This is a genomic window from Klebsiella sp. CN_Kp091, assembly GCF_040065095.1.
In the GTDB taxonomy this organism is placed as follows: Bacteria; Pseudomonadota; Gammaproteobacteria; order Enterobacterales; family Enterobacteriaceae; genus Klebsiella; species Klebsiella aerogenes.
Genome location: NZ_JBEAIO010000008.1, coordinates 1 through 19217, shown reverse-complemented (window position 1 = coordinate 19217; position 19217 = coordinate 1). Strand labels below are relative to the sequence as shown.

Here is a 19217-nt window from a genome sequence, read left to right as displayed (position 1 = left end):
ACGACCCAGCTTTTGGGTCACAGTAGTAGTTGACATTAGCGGAGCACTAAAATGATCCAAGAACAGACTATGCTGAACGTCGCCGACAACTCCGGTGCACGTCGCGTAATGTGTATCAAGGTTCTGGGTGGCTCGCACCGTCGCTACGCAGGCGTAGGCGACATCATCAAGATCACCATCAAAGAAGCAATTCCGCGTGGTAAGGTCAAAAAAGGTGATGTGCTGAAGGCGGTAGTGGTGCGCACCAAGAAGGGTGTTCGTCGCCCGGACGGTTCTGTCATTCGCTTCGATGGTAATGCATGCGTTATTTTAAACAATAACAGCGAGCAACCTATCGGTACGCGTATTTTTGGGCCGGTAACTCGTGAACTTCGTAACGAGAAGTTCATGAAAATTATCTCTCTGGCACCAGAAGTACTCTAAGGAGCGAATCATGGCAGCGAAAATCCGTCGTGATGACGAAGTTATCGTGTTAACCGGTAAAGATAAAGGTAAACGCGGTAAAGTTAAAAATGTCCTGTCTTCCGGCAAGGTCATTGTTGAAGGTATCAACCTGGTTAAGAAACATCAGAAGCCGGTTCCGGCCCTGAACCAACCAGGCGGCATCGTAGAGAAAGAAGCAGCTATTCAAGTCTCTAACCTTGCTATCTTCAACGCGGCAACCGGCAAGGCTGACCGTGTAGGCTTTAGATTCGAAGACGGCAAAAAAGTCCGTTTCTTCAAATCTAATAGCGAAACTATCAAGTAATTTGGAGTAGTACGATGGCGAAACTGCATGATTACTACAAAGACGAAGTAGTCGCTAAACTCATGACTGAGTTTAACTACAATTCTGTCATGCAAGTCCCTCGGGTCGAGAAGATCACCCTGAACATGGGTGTTGGTGAAGCGATCGCTGACAAGAAACTGCTGGATAACGCAGCAGCTGACCTGACAGCAATCTCCGGTCAAAAACCGCTGATCACCAAAGCACGCAAATCAGTTGCAGGCTTCAAAATCCGTCAGGGCTATCCGATCGGCTGTAAAGTAACTCTGCGCGGCGAGCGCATGTGGGAGTTCTTTGAGCGCCTGATCACTATTGCTGTACCGCGTATCCGTGACTTCCGTGGCTTGTCCGCTAAGTCTTTCGACGGTCGTGGTAACTACAGCATGGGTGTCCGTGAGCAGATCATCTTCCCAGAAATCGACTACGATAAAGTCGACCGCGTTCGTGGTTTGGATATTACCATTACCACTACTGCGAAATCTGATGAAGAAGGCCGCGCTCTGCTGGCTGCCTTTGACTTCCCGTTCCGCAAGTAAGGTAGGGTTACTTAATGGCTAAGCAATCAATGAAAGCACGCGAAGTAAAGCGCGTGGCTTTAGCTGATAAATTCTTCGCTAAACGCGCTGAACTGAAAGCTATCATCTCTGATGTGAACGCAACCGACGAAGATCGTTGGAACGCTGTTCTCAAGCTGCAGACTCTGCCGCGTGATTCCAGCCCGTCTCGTCAGCGTAATCGCTGCCGTCAAACAGGTCGTCCGCATGGTTTCCTGCGGAAGTTCGGGTTGAGCCGTATCAAGGTCCGTGAAGCCGCTATGCGCGGTGAAATCCCGGGTCTGAAAAAGGCTAGCTGGTAATTGTCACCAATTGAATCACGGGAGTAAAGACAGATGAGCATGCAAGATCCGATCGCGGATATGCTGACCCGTATCCGTAACGGTCAGGCCGCGAATAAAGCTGCGGTCACCATGCCTTCCTCCAAGCTGAAAGTGGCAATTGCCAACGTGCTGAAGGAAGAAGGCTTTATTGAAGATTTTAAAGTTGAAGGCGACATCAAGCCGGAACTGGAACTGACTCTTAAGTATTTCCAGGGTAAAGCTGTTGTAGAAAGCATTCAGCGTGTCAGCCGCCCAGGTCTGCGCATCTACAAACGTAAAGATGAGCTGCCGAAAGTTATGGCGGGTCTGGGTATCGCAGTTGTTTCTACCTCTAAAGGTGTTATGACTGATCGTGCAGCGCGCCAAGCTGGTCTTGGTGGCGAAATTATCTGCTACGTAGCCTAATCGGAGGAAAAAATGTCTCGTGTTGCTAAAGCACCGGTCGTTGTTCCTGCCGGCGTTGACGTTAAAGTCAACGGTCAGGTTATTACGATCAAAGGTAAAAATGGCGAGCTGACTCGTACTCTCAACGATGCTGTTGAAGTTAAACATGCAGATAATGCTCTGACCTTCGGTCCGCGTGATGGTTACGTAGACGGATGGGCTCAGGCTGGTACCGCGCGTGCCCTGCTGAACTCAATGGTTATCGGTGTTACCGAAGGCTTCACTAAAAAGCTTCAGCTGGTTGGTGTAGGCTATCGTGCAGCGGTTAAAGGGGATGTAGTAAACCTGGCTTTAGGTTTCTCTCATCCTGTTGAACATAAGCTGCCGGCCGGTATCACTGCAGAATGCCCGACTCAAACTGAAATCGTGCTGAAAGGCGCTGATAAGCAGGTGATCGGTCAGGTTGCAGCAGATCTGCGCGCCTACCGTCGTCCTGAGCCTTACAAAGGCAAGGGTGTTCGTTACGCCGACGAAGTCGTGCGTACCAAAGAGGCTAAGAAGAAGTAAGGTAACACTATGGATAAGAAATCTGCTCGTATCCGTCGTGCGACCCGCGCACGCCGCAAGCTCCAGGAGCTGGGTGCAACTCGCCTGGTGGTACATCGTACCCCGCGTCATATTTACGCACAGGTAATTGCTCCGAATGGTTCTGAAGTTCTGGTAGCTGCTTCTACTGTAGAAAAAGCTATCTCTGAACAACTGAAGTACACCGGTAACAAAGACGCGGCCGCAGCTGTGGGTAAAGCTGTTGCTGAACGCGCTCTGGAAAAAGGCATCAAAGATGTTTCCTTTGACCGTTCCGGGTTCCAATATCATGGTCGTGTCCAGGCACTGGCAGATGCTGCCCGTGAAGCTGGCCTTCAGTTCTAAGGTAGAGGTGTAAGATGGCTCACATCGAAAAACAAGCTGGCGAACTGCAGGAAAAGCTGATCGCGGTAAACCGCGTATCTAAAACCGTTAAAGGTGGTCGTATTTTCTCCTTCACAGCTCTGACTGTAGTTGGTGACGGTAACGGTCGCGTAGGTTTTGGTTACGGTAAAGCGCGTGAAGTTCCAGCAGCGATCCAGAAAGCGATGGAAAAAGCCCGTCGCAATATGATTAACGTCGCGCTGAATACTGGCACCCTGCAGCACCCGGTTAAGGGTACTCACACGGGTTCTCGTGTATTCATGCAGCCGGCTTCCGAAGGTACCGGTATCATCGCCGGTGGTGCAATGCGCGCCGTTCTGGAAGTCGCTGGGGTTCGTAACGTTCTGGCTAAAGCATATGGTTCCACCAACCCGATCAACGTGGTTCGTGCAACTATTGATGGCCTGGAAAATATGAAGTCTCCAGATATGGTCGCTGCCAAGCGTGGTAAATCCGTTGAAGAAATTCTGGGGAAATAAACCATGGCAAAGACTATTAAAATTACTCAAACCCGCAGTGCAATCGGTCGTTTGCCGAAACACAAGGCAACGCTGCTTGGCCTGGGTCTGCGTCGTATTGGTCACACCGTAGAGCGCGAGGATACTCCTGCTGTTCGTGGTATGGTCAACGCGGTTTCCTTCATGGTTAAAGTTGAGGAGTAAGAGATGCGTTTAAATACTCTGTCTCCGGCCGAAGGCTCCAAAAAGGCGGGTAAACGCCTGGGTCGTGGTATCGGTTCTGGCCTCGGTAAAACCGGTGGTCGTGGTCACAAAGGTCAGAACTCTCGTTCTGGCGGTGGCGTACGTCGCGGTTTCGAGGGTGGTCAGATGCCACTGTACCGTCGTCTGCCGAAATTCGGCTTCACTTCTCGTAAAGCAATGATCACTGCAGAAGTTCGTCTGTCTGATCTGGCTCACGTAGAAGGCGATGTGGTAGACCTGAACACGCTGAAAGCGGCTAACATTATCGGTATCCAGATCGAGTTCGCGAAAGTGATCCTGTCTGGTGAGGTAACTCGTCCGGTAACTGTTCGTGGCCTGCGCGTGACTAAAGGCGCTCGTGCTGCTATCGAAGCTGCTGGCGGTAAAATTGAGGAATAAGTAGCAGATGGCTAAACAACCGGGATTAGATTTTCAAAGTGCCAAAGGTGGAATTGGCGAACTGAAACGCAGACTTTTGTTTGTTATCGGTGCGCTGATTGTGTTCCGTATTGGCTCTTTTATTCCGATCCCTGGTATTGATGCCACTGTACTTGCCAAACTGCTTGAGCAACAGCGAGGCACCATCATTGAAATGTTTAACATGTTCTCTGGTGGTGCTCTCAGCCGTGCTTCTATCTTTGCTCTGGGGATCATGCCGTATATTTCGGCGTCGATCATTGTCCAGCTGCTGACCGTTGTTTATCAACCGCTGGCAGAACTGAAGAAAGAAGGGGAGTCTGGTCGTCGTAAGATCAGCCAGTACACCCGCTACGGTACTCTGGTGCTGGCTATATTCCAGTCGATCGGTATTGCTACCGGTCTGCCGAATATGCCTGGTATGCAGGGCCTGGTGATTAATCCGGGCTTTGCATTCTATTTCACCGCTGTTGTTAGTCTGGTCACAGGGACTATGTTCCTGATGTGGCTCGGCGAACAGATCACCGAACGCGGTATCGGAAACGGTATCTCGATCCTGATCTTCGCCGGGATCGTTGCGGGACTCCCGCCGGCCATCGCCCATACTATCGAGCAAGCGCGTCAAGGCGACCTGCACTTCCTCCTGTTGCTGTTGGTTGCAGTATTAGTATTTGCAGTGACCTTCTTCGTTGTATTCGTTGAACGTGGTCAACGCCGCATTGTGGTAAACTACGCTAAGCGTCAACAGGGTCGTCGTGTCTATGCTGCACAGAGCACACATTTACCGCTGAAAGTGAATATGGCGGGGGTAATCCCGGCAATCTTCGCTTCCAGTATTATTCTGTTCCCGGCGACCATCACGTCATGGTTCGGGGGCGGTACTGGTTGGAACTGGCTGACAACAATTTCGCTGTATTTGCAGCCTGGGCAACCGCTTTATGTGTTACTCTATGCGTCTGCAATCATCTTCTTCTGTTTCTTCTACACGGCGTTGGTTTTCAACCCGCGTGAAACAGCAGATAACCTGAAGAAGTCCGGTGCATTTGTACCAGGAATTCGTCCGGGAGAACAAACGGCGAAGTATATCGATAAAGTAATGACCCGCCTGACTCTGGTCGGTGCGTTGTATATCACTTTTATCTGCCTGATCCCGGAGTTCATGCGTGATGCAATGAAAGTGCCGTTCTACTTCGGTGGAACCTCGCTGCTTATTGTTGTCGTCGTGATTATGGACTTTATGGCTCAAGTGCAAACTCTGATGATGTCTAGTCAGTATGAGTCTGCATTGAAGAAGGCGAACCTGAAAGGCTACGGCCGCTAACTGGTCGCCCGAGAAGTTACGGAGAGTAAAAATGAAAGTTCGTGCTTCCGTCAAGAAATTATGCCGTAACTGCAAAATCGTTAAGCGTGATGGTGTCATCCGTGTGATTTGCAGTGCCGAGCCAAAGCATAAACAGCGCCAAGGCTGATTTATTCGCATATTTTTCTTGCAAAGTTGGGTTGAGCTGGCTAGATTAGCCAGCCAATCTTTTGTATGTCTGTACGTTTCCATTTGAGTATCCTGAAAACGGGCTTTTCAGCATGGTACGTACATATTAAATAGTAGGAGTGCATAGTGGCCCGTATAGCAGGCATTAACATTCCTGATCAGAAACATACCGTAATTGCTTTAACCGCAATTTTTGGTATCGGCAAGACCCGCTCTAAAGCCATCTGCGCTGAAACGGGTATCGCTGAAAATGTTAAGATCAGTGAGCTGTCTGAAGAACAGATTGATTCTCTGCGTGAAGCAGTAGGTAAATTTGTCGTTGAAGGTGATCTGCGCCGTGAAATCACCCTGAGCATCAAGCGTCTGATGGACCTTGGTTGCTACCGTGGTTTACGCCATCGTCGTGGTCTTCCGGTTCGCGGTCAGCGTACTAAGACCAACGCACGTACCCGTAAGGGTCCGCGTAAACCGATCAAGAAATAATCGGGGTGATTGAATAATGGCAAAGGCACCAGTTCGTGCACGTAAGCGTGTAAGAAAACAAGTCTCTGATGGCGTGGCTCATATCCATGCTTCTTTTAACAACACCATCGTTACCATCACTGATCGTCAGGGTAACGCGCTGGGTTGGGCAACAGCCGGTGGTTCCGGTTTCCGTGGTTCTCGCAAATCCACTCCGTTTGCAGCTCAGGTTGCAGCAGAGCGTTGCGCAGAAGCCGTAAAAGAATACGGCATCAAGAATCTGGAAGTTATGGTTAAAGGTCCGGGTCCAGGTCGCGAATCTACTATTCGTGCACTGAACGCCGCTGGTTTCCGCATCACTAATATTACTGATGTGACTCCGATCCCTCATAACGGTTGTCGTCCGCCGAAAAAACGTCGCGTATAACGCCTCGTTTCTAGGATTGTTGGAGAAAGAAAATGGCAAGATATTTGGGTCCTAAGCTCAAGCTGAGCCGTCGTGAGGGCACTGACTTATTCCTTAAGTCTGGCGTTCGCGCGATCGATACCAAGTGTAAAATTGAACAAGCTCCTGGCCAGCACGGTGCGCGTAAGCCGCGTCTGTCTGACTATGGTGTGCAGTTGCGTGAAAAGCAAAAAGTTCGCCGTATGTACGGTGTGCTGGAGCGTCAGTTCCGTAACTACTATAAAGAAGCAGCACGTCTGAAAGGCAACACCGGTGAAAACCTGTTGGCTCTGCTGGAAGGTCGTCTGGACAACGTTGTATACCGTATGGGCTTCGGCGCCACTCGTGCTGAAGCACGCCAGCTGGTTAGCCACAAGGCTATCATGGTAAACGGTCGTGTTGTTAACATCGCTTCTTATCAGGTAAAAGCGAATGACGTTGTTAGCATCCGTGAGAAAGCGAAAAAGCAATCTCGCGTGAAAGCCGCTCTGGAGCTGGCTGAGCAGCGTGAAAAGCCAACCTGGCTGGAAGTTGATGCTGGCAAGATGGAAGGTACGTTCAAGCGTCAGCCGGAGCGTTCTGATCTGTCTGCGGACATTAACGAACACCTGATCGTCGAGCTTTACTCCAAGTAAAGCTTAGTACCAAAGAGAGGACACAATGCAGGGTTCTGTGACAGAGTTTCTAAAACCGCGCCTGGTCGATATCGAGCAAGTGAGTTCGACGCACGCCAAGGTGACCCTTGAGCCTTTAGAGCGTGGCTTCGGCCATACTCTGGGTAACGCACTGCGCCGTATTCTGCTCTCATCGATGCCGGGTTGCGCGGTGACCGAGGTTGAGATTGATGGTGTACTGCACGAGTACAGCACCAAAGAAGGCGTTCAGGAAGACATCCTTGAAATCCTGCTCAACCTGAAAGGGCTGGCGGTGAGAGTTCAGGGTAAAGATGAAGTCATCCTTACTTTGAATAAATCTGGCATTGGCCCTGTGACTGCAGCCGACATTACCCACGACGGTGATGTCGAAATCGTCAAGCCGCAGCACGTGATCTGCCACCTGACCGATGAGAACGCATCTATTAGCATGCGCATCAAAGTTCAGCGCGGTCGCGGTTATGTGCCGGCTTCTGCCCGAATTCATTCGGAAGAAGATGAGCGCCCAATCGGCCGTCTGCTGGTCGACGCCTGCTACAGCCCTGTAGAGCGTATTGCCTACAATGTTGAAGCCGCGCGTGTTGAGCAGCGTACCGACCTGGACAAGCTGGTCATCGAGATGGAAACCAACGGCACAATCGATCCTGAAGAGGCGATTCGTCGTGCGGCAACCATTCTGGCTGAACAACTGGAAGCTTTCGTTGACTTACGTGATGTACGTCAGCCGGAAGTGAAAGAAGAGAAACCAGAGTTCGATCCGATCCTGCTGCGCCCTGTTGACGATCTGGAATTGACTGTCCGCTCTGCTAACTGCCTCAAGGCAGAAGCTATCCACTATATCGGTGATCTGGTACAGCGTACCGAGGTTGAGTTGCTGAAAACGCCGAACCTGGGTAAAAAATCTCTTACTGAGATTAAAGACGTGCTGGCTTCACGTGGTCTGTCTCTGGGCATGCGCCTGGAAAACTGGCCGCCGGCAAGCATTGCTGACGAGTAACCGGATCACAGGTTAAGGTTTTACTGAGAAGGATAAGGTCATGCGCCATCGTAAGAGTGGTCGTCAACTGAACCGCAACAGCAGCCATCGCCAGGCTATGTTCCGTAACATGGCAGGTTCGCTGGTTCGTCATGAGATCATCAAGACGACCCTGCCGAAAGCGAAAGAACTGCGTCGCGTAGTTGAGCCGCTGATTACTCTTGCCAAGACTGATAGCGTTGCTAATCGTCGTCTGGCATTCGCCCGCACTCGTGATAACGAGATCGTGGCAAAACTGTTTAACGAGCTGGGCCCGCGTTTCGCGAGCCGCGCCGGTGGTTACACTCGCATTCTGAAGTGTGGCTTCCGTGCAGGCGACAACGCGCCGATGGCATACATCGAGCTGGTTGATCGTGCTGAGCTGAAAGCAGAAGCTGCTGCAGAGTAATCTGTAGTAACGTAAAAAAACCCGCCCCGGCGGGTTTTTTTATATCTACCGCAATCCCACTTCACTACACTATCTGTACTCTTTTTGTTCATCCCTGGGAGCCGTATAATGTGGTTACTGGACCAGTGGGCGGAACGCCACATCCTCGATGCACAGTCTAAAGGCGAGTTTGATAATCTGACGGGCAGCGGCGAACCGCTGGCGCTGGATGATGATTCACACGTGCCTCCGGAGCTGCGCGCCGGCTATCGTTTATTAAAAAACGCCGGCTGCTTACCACCGGAGCTTGAGTTACGTAGAGATGCCATGGCGTTGAGCGACTTACTCAAGACCGTAGAGCATGATGACCCACGGTATACCGAGTTAAACCGTCGCTTGACTCTGTTTGAACTGAAATTACGTCAGGCGGGTATGAATACCGATTTTCTACGCGGTGATTATGCCGACAGACTGTGGCACAAAATTAACGAGGAGTAGCTATGTATCGGATTGGCGAACTGGCCAAACTGGCTGATGTCACCCCGGATACCATCCGCTATTATGAAAAGCAGCAAATGATGGATCACGATATTCGCACTGAAGGCGGTTTTCGCCTCTATTCGGATAACGATCTGCAGCGCCTGCGTTTTATCCGTTATGCCCGGCAATTAGGTTTCACCCTCGAATCGATCCGCGAATTATTATCGATCCGTATCGATCCCGAACATCATACTTGCCAGGAGTCTAAAGGGATCGTCCAGGCCCGGCTAAGTGAAGTCGAAGCGCGTATCAAAGAACTGGAAACGATGCGGCGTTCTCTGCAGCGTCTGAATGATGCCTGTTGCGGCACGGCGCACAGTAGCGTTTACTGCTCGATTCTCGAAGCTTTAGAGCAAGGCGCCAGCGGTAGCCATGCCGGGCGTTGATTTTTTCCGTGCGCGGATCTACACTCGCGCCGAATTCATACATTGACTGGAGTTACTATGAGTCGCTATCAGCATACCAAAGGGCAAATTAAAGATAATGCGATTGAGGCATTACTGCATGACCCATTATTCAGACAGCGGGTTGAGAAAAATAAGAAAGGGAAAGGAAGCTATCAACGTAAAGATAAACATGCGGGGCGGAATGATCGGGAGGCCAGTGGCAAGCAAGCGAATCGCTTTTTTACCACTGGCCTTCTGCTTTCTGTGTGCTGATTAAGAACGGTTGTTTTGTTCTTTTAACAGATCGCGAATTTCACTCAGTAGTACTTCTTCTTTGCTCGGCGCCGGAGCGGCAGGCGCTTCTTCTTTCTTACGGTTCAGTTTATTCATCAGTTTGATTGCCATGAAAATCGCGAAGGCAACAATGATGAAATCAAAGACGTTCTGAATAAACACACCATAATGCATGACAACGGCCGGGACATCTCCCTGCGCATCGCGTAGCGTAACGGCGAACTGTTTAAAGTCGATACCGCCAATGAGCAAACCCAGCGGAGGCATAATAATATCGGCCACTAAAGACGATACAATTTTACCGAACGCCGCACCAATGATGACACCCACTGCCAAATCGACAACATTCCCGCGCATTGCGAATTCGCGGAATTCTTTTAACATACCCATTTTACTCTCCTTGAGCCAGCTGACATTGATAAGTTTATCAAATGTATTTCCATTTTCCATTGCTGTTGAATAATTGCCGGAAAATATTATCCATTGATAAATAAGGGATAATAAAAAGGCGTCTGAGCGACGCCTATTGGAATTACAGGAAGAACGGACTTGGCTGGAATAGTCTCTCAACGTCGGAGATAAATTTCTTGTCGGTCAGGAACATAATTACATGGTCGCCTTGCTCAATACGTAAATTATTATTGGCGATCATTACGTCATTACCGCGTACCACCGCGCCAATAATCGTTCCCGGCGGCAGCTTAATTTCATCAATTGAACGGCCAACTACCCGCGAGGTGCTTTCATCGCCATGCGCGACGGCCTCAATGGCTTCGGCAACGCCGCGGCGTAGTGACGAAACACCGACAATATCAGCTTTACGTACGTGGCTCAGCAATGCAGAAATCGTGGCTTGCTGCGGAGATATAGCAATATCAATCACGCTTCCCTGAACCAGATCGACATACGCGCGACGCTGGATCAGCACCATGACCTTCTTCGCGCCCATCCGCTTGGCCAGCATTGCCGACATGATATTGGCTTCGTCATCGTTGGTGACGGCAATAAAGAGATCGACTTGATCGATATGTTCTTCCGCCAGTAACTCTTGATCCGACGCATCGCCATAAAAGACGATCGTGTTCTGCAGCTTTTCGGCAAGTTCAGCCGCGCGCTGTTGATCGCGCTCGATCAACTTCACGCTGTAGTCTTTCTCCAGGCGGTGCGCGAGACCCGCGCCGATGTTGCCGCCGCCGACCAGCATAATTCGTTTGTAGGGTTTCTCCAGACGTTGGAGTTCGCTCATTACGGCGCGAATATGTTGCGATGCGGCGATAAAGAAGACTTCGTCGCCAGCTTCTACGATGGTTGATCCCTGTGGGCGAATCGGTCGGTCGTGGCGGAAAATTGCCGCAACGCGGGTGTCGATGTGCGGCATATGTTCGCGCATCGTGGAGAGCGCATTACCGACCAGAGGGCCGCCATAATAAGCCTTCACAACGGCCAGGCTCACTTTTCCTTCGGCGAAGTTCACTACCTGCAGCGCGCCTGGATATTCGATCAGGCGGTAGATGTTATCGATGACTAACTGCTCCGGAGCGATCAGATGGTCAATCGGTACCGCTTCTGAATGGAAAAGTTTATCGGCATCGCGAACGTAGTCCGGCGAACGAATTCGGGCGATACGATTCGGCGTATTAAACAGCGAATAGGCAACCTGACAGGCCACCATGTTAGTTTCATCTGAGCTGGTCACGGCGACCAGCATATCGGCATCATCGGCGCCGGCTTCGCGCAGCACGCGCGGATGCGAACCGTGGCCCTGAACGACGCGGAGATCGAACTTATCCTGCAGACCGCGCAGACGGTCACCGTTGGTATCGACCAGGGTAATATCGTTGTTTTCGCCAACGAGATTTTCCGCCAGCGTGCCGCCTACCTGTCCGGCGCCAAGAATAATAATCTTCATCAGCAGTGACCCATTAATTCCGCTTTTTGATTAGCTTAGCGTAAAAGAAGCCATCGCCTTCTTCCGCCCCTGGCAGATTTTGCTGACCCGGGTTTTCCGGCGTTCCCGTCTCATGGAGTTCGGCATCTCTGGTACGGGTCAGGAAAGCGGCGATTTGTTGGCTGTTCTCTTCCGGCAAAATAGAGCATGTCGCATAGACCAGCGTACCGCCCGGTTTCAAATGAGCCCAGGTGGCATCGAGAATTTCTGCCTGTAATTGCGCCAGCTCGGCGATATCGCGATCCCGGCGCAGCCATTTAATATCCGGATGGCGACGGATAACGCCAGTAGCTGAACATGGCGCATCAAGCAAAATACGGTCGAACTGCTCATCGCCGCACCACTGTTCAGGATAGCGGCCATCGCCCTGTTTCACTTCTGCTTTCATGCCCAGACGTTTCAGGTTGTCATAGACACGGGACAGGCGCTGTTGGTCGATGTCGACCGCCATCAAATTCGCCTGCGGCGCGACTTCCAGAATATGCGTCGTCTTGCCGCCCGGCGCCGCGCAGAGATCGAGAATGCGCTCGCCGTTTGCCGGTTGCAAATAGCGCATGCAGCCCTGGGCTGATGCGTCCTGAACGGTTACCCAGCCTTTATCAAATCCTGGTAATGCATGGACCGGGGCTGGGGTCGCAAGACGGACGGCATCCGGATAGTCCGGGTGAGTGAAACCCTGTAAACCAGCGTCTTCCAGCAGTGCGAGCCATTCATCTCGCGAATGATGATTGCGATTCACACGCAGCCACATTGGCGGACGTAGATTATTGGCTGACACAATATCCTGCCATTGTTGTGGCCAGGCCTGCTGCAGACGTTTAAGCAGCCATTTAGGATGGAGATAACGGTTCTCGTGCTGGGCGAATTCTGCCAGCAGTTCTTCCTGCTGGCGCTGGAATTGGCGTAATACGCCATTAATAAGCCCTTTAAGCTGCGGACGCTTAATTGCCACCGCGCCTTCCACCGTTTCCGCTAGCGCTGCGTGCGGGGGAATACGGGTATAGAGCAGCTGATACAGACCGACCATGATCAGGAAATGTACGGTACGCTGTTTGCCTGTCATCGGGCGGGCCATCAGCTTACCGATCAGCCACTCGAGTTGGCTTAAGGTTCGCAAGACGCCAAAGCACAGTTCTTGCAGCAGCGCTTTGTCTTTTTCGCTCACTTTTTGCTGCAGTGGCGGCAGAACATTGCTTAAAGACTGGCCTTTCTCAACGACCTGCTCAATGGCCTGGGCTGCCAGGCTGCGTAAATTAATATTCTTTTTCATAAGCGCAAAAATAAAAATGCCCGGCGAACCCGGGCTTTAGAAGAGAAGTGCGTCAGGCAAGACGGTTTCCGGGGATAAACCATTCCCGGCGAGAGTTCAGCAAATCCTGGGCACTCATCGCTTTTTTCCCTGCCGGCTGCAGCGATTCCAGATTCAGAATCCCGTTGCCGGTGGCGACCTGGATCCCCTGTTTGCTTGCTGCGACGATCGTGCCTGGCTCTGCGTTGGCGGATTCTGAAATAACGGATGCACGCCACACCTTCACCGGTTGCTCATCGATCTCCAGCCAGCTCATCGGCCAGGGATTAAATGCGCGGATACAGCGTTCGAGCTGTTCTGCGGAAAGCGACCAATCAATACGGGCCTCTTCTTTACTCAGCTTCTCGGCGTAGCTGACAAGCGATTCGTCCTGAACTTCAGGCTCTGCGCTACCCTCTGCCAGCTGCGCTAAAGTCGCCAGTAGACCCTCAGGTCCAAGGTCGGCCAGTTTATCGTACAGGCTACCGCTGGTATCTTCCGCGGTAATCGGGCAGGAGAGCTTATACAGCATGTCGCCGGTATCAAGACCGACGTCCATCTGCATGATGGTGACACCGGTTTCGGCATCGCCAGCCCATAGCGAACGCTGAATCGGCGCTGCGCCACGCCAGCGAGGAAGCAGGGAGCCGTGAACGTTAATGCAGCCCAAACGCGGCATTTCAAGAACCGCTTTCGGCAGGATCAGTCCGTAAGCCACGACGACCATAACATCGGCGTTAAGGTCGGCAACCAACTGCTGATTTTCCTGCGGACGTAGGGAGGATGGCTGGAAGACCGGTAGATTATTGGCTTCAGCCAGCACTTTTACCGGGCTCGGCATCAATTTTTTGCCGCGACCAGCAGGGCGGTCGGGCTGAGTAAATACGCCAACCACCTGATGTTCAGACGACAACAGCGCGTCAAGGTGACGCGCTGCAAAGTCGGGGGTTCCGGCGAAAATGATACGTAGTGTTTGTGACACGTTAATCCTTGTTATCAGGCACGGGCGCGTAAACGATCCAGTTTTTCAACTTTCTGACGAATGCGCTGCTGTTTGAGCGGCGACAGATAGTCAATGAACAGCTTACCGACCAGGTGATCCATTTCATGCTGGATACAGATAGCCAACAAGCCATCAGCTTCCAGTTCGAAAGCGTTGCCTTCACGGTCCAACGCGCGGATTTTTACGGTTTCGGCACGTGGAACCAGCGCACGTTGTTCTGGAATCGACAAACAACCTTCTTCAATACCGGTTTCACCGTCTTTTTCGAGTAGCTCTGGGTTGATGAGCACCAGGCGCTCTTCACGGTTTTCCGAGACATCAATAACGATAATACGCTGGTGAATATCCACCTGCGTGGCGGCCAGACCGATACCTTCTTCAGCGTACATCGTGTCGAACATATCATCGACGATACGCTGAATTTCTGCATTCACTTCTTTGACCGGCTCGGCGACTTTGCGAAGGCGCTCGTCCGGAATATGTAACACTTGCAAAACTGCCATAAAGATCCAGAGTCGTATTCAGTAGTTGATAGGTTTATTACCTCTATTCTAGACAAAACCCCCTCTAATTGACAGTCTCGCTAACCAATCACAAGGATTGGCTGAGCCGCTAATGGCAGGGGGAACGGATGACGCCCACGGATATTTGGTTGCGCCTGATGCGGGTGAATAACCTGTATGGCGATGAAATGGTACTGATTGCGCGACGGCTGGCTGGCGCAGGTCATTCGGATAATGAAACGTTGCGTGAAGCTGGTTTAACTAAAGCACAGGCAATACAGTTTCTTGCCTTTAAGCAACAGGAGATTGACGCCTCACTGCAATGGTTAGCGCAACCAGAACATCATCTGATTTCGGCGGATCATGCACGCTATCCGCCGCAGCTACGCGCTATCGATGATTATCCCGGCGCGCTGCTGGTCTGCGGCAATGTCGATCTCCTGTGTAGCCGACAGTTGGCTATCATCGGAAGCCGCGCGCACTCGTGGTACGGCGCGCAATGGGGAAAATCCTTCAGTGAAGCGCTGGCGCAGTATGGATTGACCATTACCAGTGGTCTGGCGATGGGCATTGATGGCATCGCCCATCGCGGGGCGTTAGCGGCAACGGGAAAAACCATCGCCGTATTAGGCAACGGTCTCTCTGATGTCTACCCGCACCGGCATCGGGCTTTGGCAAAGCAGATCGTAGAAAGCGGCGGCGCGCTACTTTCCGAATTTCCTCTCTCAGCGCCACCTCTACCGGGTAATTTTCCGCGCCGCAACCGGATTATCAGCGGCTTAAGTGCAGGTGTACTGGTCATTGAGGCCGCCTTGAAAAGCGGTTCCCTGGTAACTGTCCGCTGCGCGTTGGAGCAGGGGAGAGACGTTTTTGCCCTGCCAGGGCCCATTGGCAATCCTGGTTCTGAAGGGCCGCACTGGCTGATAAAGCAGGGCGCGGTTCCCGTTACCACGCCGGAAGAGATCCTTGAACATTGGCAATACGAGCTGTCAGCGAGGAAGGATACCGCTGATTTGCTAAATAATTACGCAGATCGGCCTCCTGTAGCATTGCCATTTCCAGAGCTCCTGGCTAACGTAGGAGATGAGGTAACACCTGTTGACGTTGTCGCTGAACGTGCCGGCCAATCTGTGCCAGTAACCGTAGCCCAGCTACTTGAACTGGAGTTAGCAGGCTGGATCGCAGCTGTACCCGGCGGCTATGTCCGATTAAGGAGGGCAAGCCATGTTCGACGTACTCATGTATTTGTTTGAGACTTATATCCATAACGAAGCAGAAATGCGCGTGGATCAGGACAAACTGACGCGGGATCTGACCGATGCAGGTTTTGAGCGGGAAGATATCTATAACGCGTTAATGTGGCTCGAGAAACTGGCTGATTATCAGGAAGGTCTCGTTGAACCCATGCAGCTCGCCTCCGACCCGCTCTCTCTTCGGGTATACACCGATGAAGAGTGCCAGCGTCTGGATGCCAGCTGTCGAGGATTTTTACTCTTCCTCGAGCAGATCCAGGTGTTGAACCTCGAAACGCGAGAAATGGTGATAGAGCGCGTACTGGCGCTGGATACGGCAGAGTTTGAACTGGAAGACCTGAAATGGGTGATCCTGATGGTTCTGTTTAATATTCCAGGCTGTGAAAACGCCTATCAGCAAATGGAAGAATTACTCTTCGAAGTAAATGAAGGTATGCTGCATTAATCTTATTGCAGCAACATCGAGTTGTTATGACCAAATCAGCACTGTTTTCGGTGCGTAAAAACGAGCCCTGCCCGCAGTGCGGGGCCGAACTGGTGATTCGTTCCGGGAAACATGGCCCGTTTCTCGGCTGTTCTCACTATCCGGACTGTGACTATGTCCGTCCCCTGAAAAGCCAGGCGGATGGACATATCGTCAAGGTGCTGGAGGGGCAAGAGTGCCCATCTTGCGGCGCTGTCATGGTGTTACGCCAGGGGCGTTTTGGTATGTTCATCGGCTGCAGTCGCTATCCCGAATGCGAACATACCGAGCTGATTGATAAACCTGATGAGACCGCTATCGCGTGTCCGCAATGCGGACAGGGTCATCTGGTGCAGCGTCGCTCCCGTTTTGGTAAAACCTTTCATTCCTGCGATCGCTATCCTGATTGCCAGTTCGTAATTAATTTTAAACCGGTGGCGGGCGAATGCCCTGAATGCCATTACCCGCTATTAATAGAAAAGAAAACGGCACAAGGCGTTAAACGTTTTTGCGCCAGTAAACAATGTGGAAAGCCGATCCCGGCGGAACAAATAAGTGAATAAAAACCTGCCCTCAGAAACCGTCGCACAGGCTGTGGCGGTACTGAATAATGAACATGTCATCGCCTATCCAACCGAAGCGGTATTCGGCGTCGGTTGCGATCCGGATAGCGAAACGGCCGTGATGCGCCTTCTGGCGTTAAAACAGCGTCCTGTTGAAAAGGGATTAATTCTTATCGCCGCCAGCTTTGAACAGTTGCAACCGTATATTGATGATTCCCGGTTAAGCGACGCGCAGCGTGAAGCGATCTTTTCCTGTTGGCCCGGCCCGGTGACGTTCGTGTTCCCGGCGCGCCCGGATACCCCACGCTGGCTGACGGGGCGCTTCGATTCGCTGGCCGTGCGCGTTACTAATCATCCGCTGGTGATTGAATTATGCGAAGCCTACGGAAAACCACTGGTCTCGACGAGCGCCAACTTAACCGGGCAGCCGCCGTGTCGGACCACTGCTGAAGTACGCGCCCAGTTTGGCGATAGTTTTCCGGTGGTGGATGGCGCAACGGGCGGGCGGCAAAACCCATCTGAAATCCGTGATGCCCTGACGGGTGAACAGTTCCGCCAGGGGTAATTTATGGAAACTTATGCCGTTTTTGGTAACCCTATAGCCCATAGCAAGTCGCCTTCTATTCATCAGCTGTTTGCCAAACAGTTAGATATTGCGCACCCCTATGGTCGGGTACTGGCGCCATTAGATGATTTTGTGAATACTCTGGACGCTTTCTTCAACACAGGCGGTAAGGGCGCTAATGTGACCGTTCCCTTTAAAGAAGAAGCGTTTGCCCGCGCCGATGAACTCACTGAACGCGCCGCGCTGGCTGGCGCTGTTAATACGTTGAAGCGCCTGGAAGATGGCCGTTTGCTTGGCGACAATACGGATGGCATAGGGTTATTAAGCGATTTAGAGCGCCTGGGCTTTATCAAACCTGGTATGAGGATTTTATTGATTGGCGCAGGCGGCGCATCACGCGGCGTATTATTACCGCTGCTCTCTTTAGATTGCGCGGTCACTATTGTTAACCGTACTTTTTCCCGTGCTCATGAACTGGCAACGTTATTTGCTCATACCGGCAGCGTGAGCGCATTATCGCTGGATAAACTGGAAGGCCATCAGTTCGACCTCATTATTAACGCGACGTCCAGCGGTATCAGCGGCGATATCCCGGCAATACCATCTTCGTTGATTCATGCCGACGTTTACTGTTATGACATGTTTTATCAGAAAGGAAATACGCCATTTCTGCATTGGTGCCAACAGTATGGCGCTAAAAAACTGGCTGATGGATTAGGAATGCTGGTGGCTCAGGCCGCCCATGCCGTTCTGTTGTGGCACGGTAGACTACCGGAGATTGCCCCGGTGATTGCTGTTTTACATCAGGAACTGAATGCGTGAACCAGGCGATCCAATTTCCCGATAGAGAAGAGTGGGACGCCGAACGGCAATGCATCGTTTTCCCCGCGCTGGTCAATGGGATGCAGTTAACTTGCGCGATTCGCGGTAAGACACTGCAGCAACGGTTTGGTGGCGATGAGCCAGCGCAGTGGCTGGCTCTCTTTAGTGAACATCGCTGGGATCTGGAAGATGAAGCGGAAGCGCTGATTCGCGATCGGCAAGAAGACCATCAGGGTTGGATTTGGTTTTCCTGATCCAGGTAGTCGTCTTTCCATTTCACATAGTTGTTGGCTGAATACTTCAGGCCTGCATATTCCGCCTCCGTCAGGGGGCGGATTTGTTTTACCGGATTGCCAAAGTAGATATATCCGCTTTCCAGACGCTTGTTTTGCGGAACCAGGCTGCCGGCGCCGATCATCACGTCATCCTCTACCACCACGCCATCCAGCAGAATTGACCCCATTCCGACAAGAATGCGATTGCCGATAGTGCAGCCGTGCAGCATGACCTTATGCCCGACGGTAACATCTTCGCCGATGAGCAGGGGATTACCCTCAGGGTTATAAGAAGACTTGTGGGTAACATGTAGGACGCTGCCGTCCTGAATATTCGAACGTGCGCCGATCGATACATAGTTCACGTCGCCGCGGATGGCGACCAACGGCCAAATGCTTACATCATCGGCAATTCTGACGTCGCCTATCACAACGCTGCTGGGATCCACCATCACCCGCAGACCGATTTGAGGGAATAATTCTTTATAAGGGCGTAAATAACTGGACATGGCTGCCTCAATATCAGGGTAGATAACCAGACTTTGGAAGCTTTCTGGCGCTCCCGCAACCCCTTTTTCTGATAAAAATTGAGCTATTTGAGCAATAACAGCGCGAAAAGCGCGAAAAACCATCATTCAGAAAAAAAGATCGAAAAAAGGCTTGTGCAAAAAAATGGGATCCCTATAATGCGCACCCACTGACACGGCAGATGTGAATCACTTCACACAAACAGCCGGTTCGGTTGAAG

Annotated in this window: 32 protein-coding genes; 26 read left to right on the top strand and 6 right to left on the bottom strand. The window is 51.6% G+C overall.

Annotated elements, in window-relative coordinates:
• Positions 1-51 precede the first annotated feature (51 nt).
• From rplN to ABLV17_RS08605, 20 genes are all read left to right on the top strand, one after another.
• Positions 52-423: a 50S ribosomal protein L14 gene (gene rplN, locus ABLV17_RS08700; RefSeq protein ID WP_000613954.1), complete on the top strand. Its 372-nt coding sequence runs from the start codon at positions 52-54 to the stop codon at positions 421-423.
• 10 nt (positions 424-433) lie between these two features.
• Positions 434-748: a 50S ribosomal protein L24 gene (gene rplX, locus ABLV17_RS08695; RefSeq protein WP_015369424.1), complete on the top strand. Its 315-nt coding sequence runs from the start codon at positions 434-436 to the stop codon at positions 746-748.
• Positions 749-762: 14 nt separating this feature from the next.
• Positions 763-1302, top strand: a complete 540-nt coding sequence (gene rplE / locus ABLV17_RS08690) for a 50S ribosomal protein L5 (RefSeq protein WP_003031123.1) — start codon at positions 763-765, stop codon at positions 1300-1302.
• A gap of 14 nt (positions 1303-1316) precedes the next feature.
• Positions 1317-1622, top strand: a complete 306-nt coding sequence (gene rpsN / locus ABLV17_RS08685; protein ID WP_002919667.1) for a 30S ribosomal protein S14 — start codon at positions 1317-1319, stop codon at positions 1620-1622.
• Between the two features lie 33 nt (positions 1623-1655).
• Positions 1656-2048 (top strand): 30S ribosomal protein S8, encoded by a 393-nt coding sequence (gene rpsH, locus ABLV17_RS08680; RefSeq protein WP_008807048.1) that lies wholly within the window; start codon positions 1656-1658, stop codon positions 2046-2048.
• Between the two features lie 12 nt (positions 2049-2060).
• Positions 2061-2594, top strand: a complete 534-nt coding sequence (gene rplF / locus ABLV17_RS08675) for a 50S ribosomal protein L6 (protein ID WP_008807049.1) — start codon at positions 2061-2063, stop codon at positions 2592-2594.
• Positions 2595-2603: 9 nt separating this feature from the next.
• Entirely contained in the window at positions 2604-2957 is a 354-nt protein-coding gene (gene rplR / locus ABLV17_RS08670; RefSeq protein ID WP_006817270.1) for a 50S ribosomal protein L18, read from the top strand.
• A 14-nt stretch (positions 2958-2971) separates the two neighbouring features.
• Positions 2972-3475, top strand: coding sequence for a 30S ribosomal protein S5 (gene rpsE / locus ABLV17_RS08665; protein WP_015703641.1), 504 nt, complete (start codon positions 2972-2974; stop codon positions 3473-3475).
• 3 nt (positions 3476-3478) lie between these two features.
• Positions 3479-3658 carry a 50S ribosomal protein L30 gene (gene rpmD, locus ABLV17_RS08660; protein WP_001140434.1) on the top strand — a complete coding sequence of 60 codons (180 nt, stop codon included), beginning with the start codon at positions 3479-3481 and terminating at the stop codon, positions 3656-3658.
• 3 nt (positions 3659-3661) lie between these two features.
• The gene (rplO, locus tag ABLV17_RS08655) at positions 3662-4096 is read left to right on the top strand and encodes a 50S ribosomal protein L15 (protein ID WP_015369426.1); all 435 of its coding nucleotides are present in this window, start codon (positions 3662-3664) and stop codon (positions 4094-4096) included.
• Positions 4097-4103: 7 nt separating this feature from the next.
• Entirely contained in the window at positions 4104-5435 is a 1332-nt protein-coding gene (gene secY / locus ABLV17_RS08650; RefSeq protein WP_015703640.1) for a preprotein translocase subunit SecY, read from the top strand.
• A 31-nt stretch (positions 5436-5466) separates the two neighbouring features.
• Positions 5467-5583 carry a 50S ribosomal protein L36 gene (gene rpmJ, locus ABLV17_RS08645; RefSeq protein WP_000868187.1) on the top strand — a complete coding sequence of 39 codons (117 nt, stop codon included), beginning with the start codon at positions 5467-5469 and terminating at the stop codon, positions 5581-5583.
• A gap of 146 nt (positions 5584-5729) precedes the next feature.
• A complete protein-coding gene (gene rpsM / locus ABLV17_RS08640; RefSeq protein ID WP_015369429.1) occupies positions 5730-6086 on the top strand; it encodes a 30S ribosomal protein S13 in 357 nt (118 codons plus the stop codon).
• Positions 6087-6102: 16 nt separating this feature from the next.
• The gene (gene rpsK / locus ABLV17_RS08635; protein WP_004388621.1) at positions 6103-6492 is read left to right on the top strand and encodes a 30S ribosomal protein S11; all 390 of its coding nucleotides are present in this window, start codon (positions 6103-6105) and stop codon (positions 6490-6492) included.
• Positions 6493-6524: 32 nt separating this feature from the next.
• On the top strand, positions 6525-7145 hold the full coding sequence (rpsD, locus tag ABLV17_RS08630; protein ID WP_002919224.1) for a 30S ribosomal protein S4: 621 nt from the start codon (positions 6525-6527) through the stop codon (positions 7143-7145).
• 25 nt (positions 7146-7170) lie between these two features.
• The gene (gene rpoA, locus ABLV17_RS08625) at positions 7171-8160 is read left to right on the top strand and encodes a DNA-directed RNA polymerase subunit alpha (RefSeq protein ID WP_002438685.1); all 990 of its coding nucleotides are present in this window, start codon (positions 7171-7173) and stop codon (positions 8158-8160) included.
• A gap of 40 nt (positions 8161-8200) precedes the next feature.
• Positions 8201-8587 carry a 50S ribosomal protein L17 gene (gene rplQ / locus ABLV17_RS08620; RefSeq protein ID WP_004868344.1) on the top strand — a complete coding sequence of 129 codons (387 nt, stop codon included), beginning with the start codon at positions 8201-8203 and terminating at the stop codon, positions 8585-8587.
• Between the two features lie 108 nt (positions 8588-8695).
• Positions 8696-9064 (top strand): DUF1992 domain-containing protein, encoded by a 369-nt coding sequence (locus tag ABLV17_RS08615; RefSeq protein WP_045389777.1) that lies wholly within the window; start codon positions 8696-8698, stop codon positions 9062-9064.
• 2 nt (positions 9065-9066) lie between these two features.
• Entirely contained in the window at positions 9067-9492 is a 426-nt protein-coding gene (gene zntR / locus ABLV17_RS08610; protein WP_015369432.1) for a Zn(2+)-responsive transcriptional regulator, read from the top strand.
• Positions 9493-9549: 57 nt separating this feature from the next.
• Positions 9550-9765 carry an alternative ribosome-rescue factor A gene (locus ABLV17_RS08605; RefSeq protein ID WP_015703639.1) on the top strand — a complete coding sequence of 72 codons (216 nt, stop codon included), beginning with the start codon at positions 9550-9552 and terminating at the stop codon, positions 9763-9765.
• Here ABLV17_RS08605 and mscL read toward each other — a convergent pair whose 3' ends face one another.
• The 5 genes from mscL to def form a co-directional block, all read right to left on the bottom strand.
• Positions 9766-10176 (bottom strand): large-conductance mechanosensitive channel protein MscL, encoded by a 411-nt coding sequence (gene mscL, locus ABLV17_RS08600; protein ID WP_015369434.1) that lies wholly within the window; start codon positions 10174-10176, stop codon positions 9766-9768.
• A 142-nt stretch (positions 10177-10318) separates the two neighbouring features.
• Positions 10319-11695 (bottom strand): Trk system potassium transporter TrkA, encoded by a 1377-nt coding sequence (gene trkA, locus ABLV17_RS08595; protein ID WP_015369435.1) that lies wholly within the window; start codon positions 11693-11695, stop codon positions 10319-10321.
• A gap of 13 nt (positions 11696-11708) precedes the next feature.
• A complete protein-coding gene (rsmB, locus tag ABLV17_RS08590; RefSeq protein WP_087859641.1) occupies positions 11709-13004 on the bottom strand; it encodes a 16S rRNA (cytosine(967)-C(5))-methyltransferase RsmB in 1296 nt (431 codons plus the stop codon).
• 52 nt (positions 13005-13056) lie between these two features.
• Entirely contained in the window at positions 13057-14004 is a 948-nt protein-coding gene (gene fmt, locus ABLV17_RS08585; protein ID WP_213795094.1) for a methionyl-tRNA formyltransferase, read from the bottom strand.
• Between the two features lie 14 nt (positions 14005-14018).
• Positions 14019-14528: a peptide deformylase gene (def, locus tag ABLV17_RS08580; protein WP_045397945.1), complete on the bottom strand. Its 510-nt coding sequence runs from the start codon at positions 14526-14528 to the stop codon at positions 14019-14021.
• Positions 14529-14656: 128 nt separating this feature from the next.
• Here def and dprA point away from each other — a divergent pair, with 128 nt between their 5' ends.
• From dprA to ABLV17_RS08550, 6 genes are read left to right on the top strand one after another with little or no spacing between them, the layout of a single operon-like run.
• Entirely contained in the window at positions 14657-15781 is a 1125-nt protein-coding gene (gene dprA / locus ABLV17_RS08575) for a DNA-protecting protein DprA (RefSeq protein ID WP_308958674.1), read from the top strand.
• Positions 15753-16226 (top strand): DUF494 family protein Smg, encoded by a 474-nt coding sequence (gene smg, locus ABLV17_RS08570; protein ID WP_015369440.1) that lies wholly within the window; start codon positions 15753-15755, stop codon positions 16224-16226. Before dprA ends, smg begins: the two co-directional genes overlap by 29 nt.
• Positions 16227-16252: 26 nt before the next feature.
• Positions 16253-16807 (top strand): type I DNA topoisomerase, encoded by a 555-nt coding sequence (locus ABLV17_RS08565; RefSeq protein ID WP_015369441.1) that lies wholly within the window; start codon positions 16253-16255, stop codon positions 16805-16807.
• Positions 16800-17372 carry an L-threonylcarbamoyladenylate synthase type 1 TsaC gene (tsaC, locus tag ABLV17_RS08560; protein ID WP_063421676.1) on the top strand — a complete coding sequence of 191 codons (573 nt, stop codon included), beginning with the start codon at positions 16800-16802 and terminating at the stop codon, positions 17370-17372. The genes ABLV17_RS08565 and tsaC overlap by 8 nt, the downstream gene beginning before the upstream one ends.
• Positions 17373-17375: 3 nt before the next feature.
• Positions 17376-18194, top strand: a complete 819-nt coding sequence (gene aroE, locus ABLV17_RS08555; protein WP_087859645.1) for a shikimate dehydrogenase — start codon at positions 17376-17378, stop codon at positions 18192-18194.
• Positions 18191-18448 (top strand): DUF1488 domain-containing protein, encoded by a 258-nt coding sequence (locus ABLV17_RS08550; RefSeq protein WP_213317989.1) that lies wholly within the window; start codon positions 18191-18193, stop codon positions 18446-18448. Before aroE ends, ABLV17_RS08550 begins: the two co-directional genes overlap by 4 nt.
• Here ABLV17_RS08550 and ABLV17_RS08545 read toward each other — a convergent pair.
• Complete coding sequence (locus tag ABLV17_RS08545; RefSeq protein ID WP_308958673.1) at positions 18424-18978, bottom strand: gamma carbonic anhydrase family protein; 555 nt, start codon at positions 18976-18978, stop codon at positions 18424-18426. The two genes, ABLV17_RS08550 and ABLV17_RS08545, sit on opposite strands and share 25 nt — an antisense overlap.
• Positions 18979-19217: the final 239 nt, after the last annotated feature.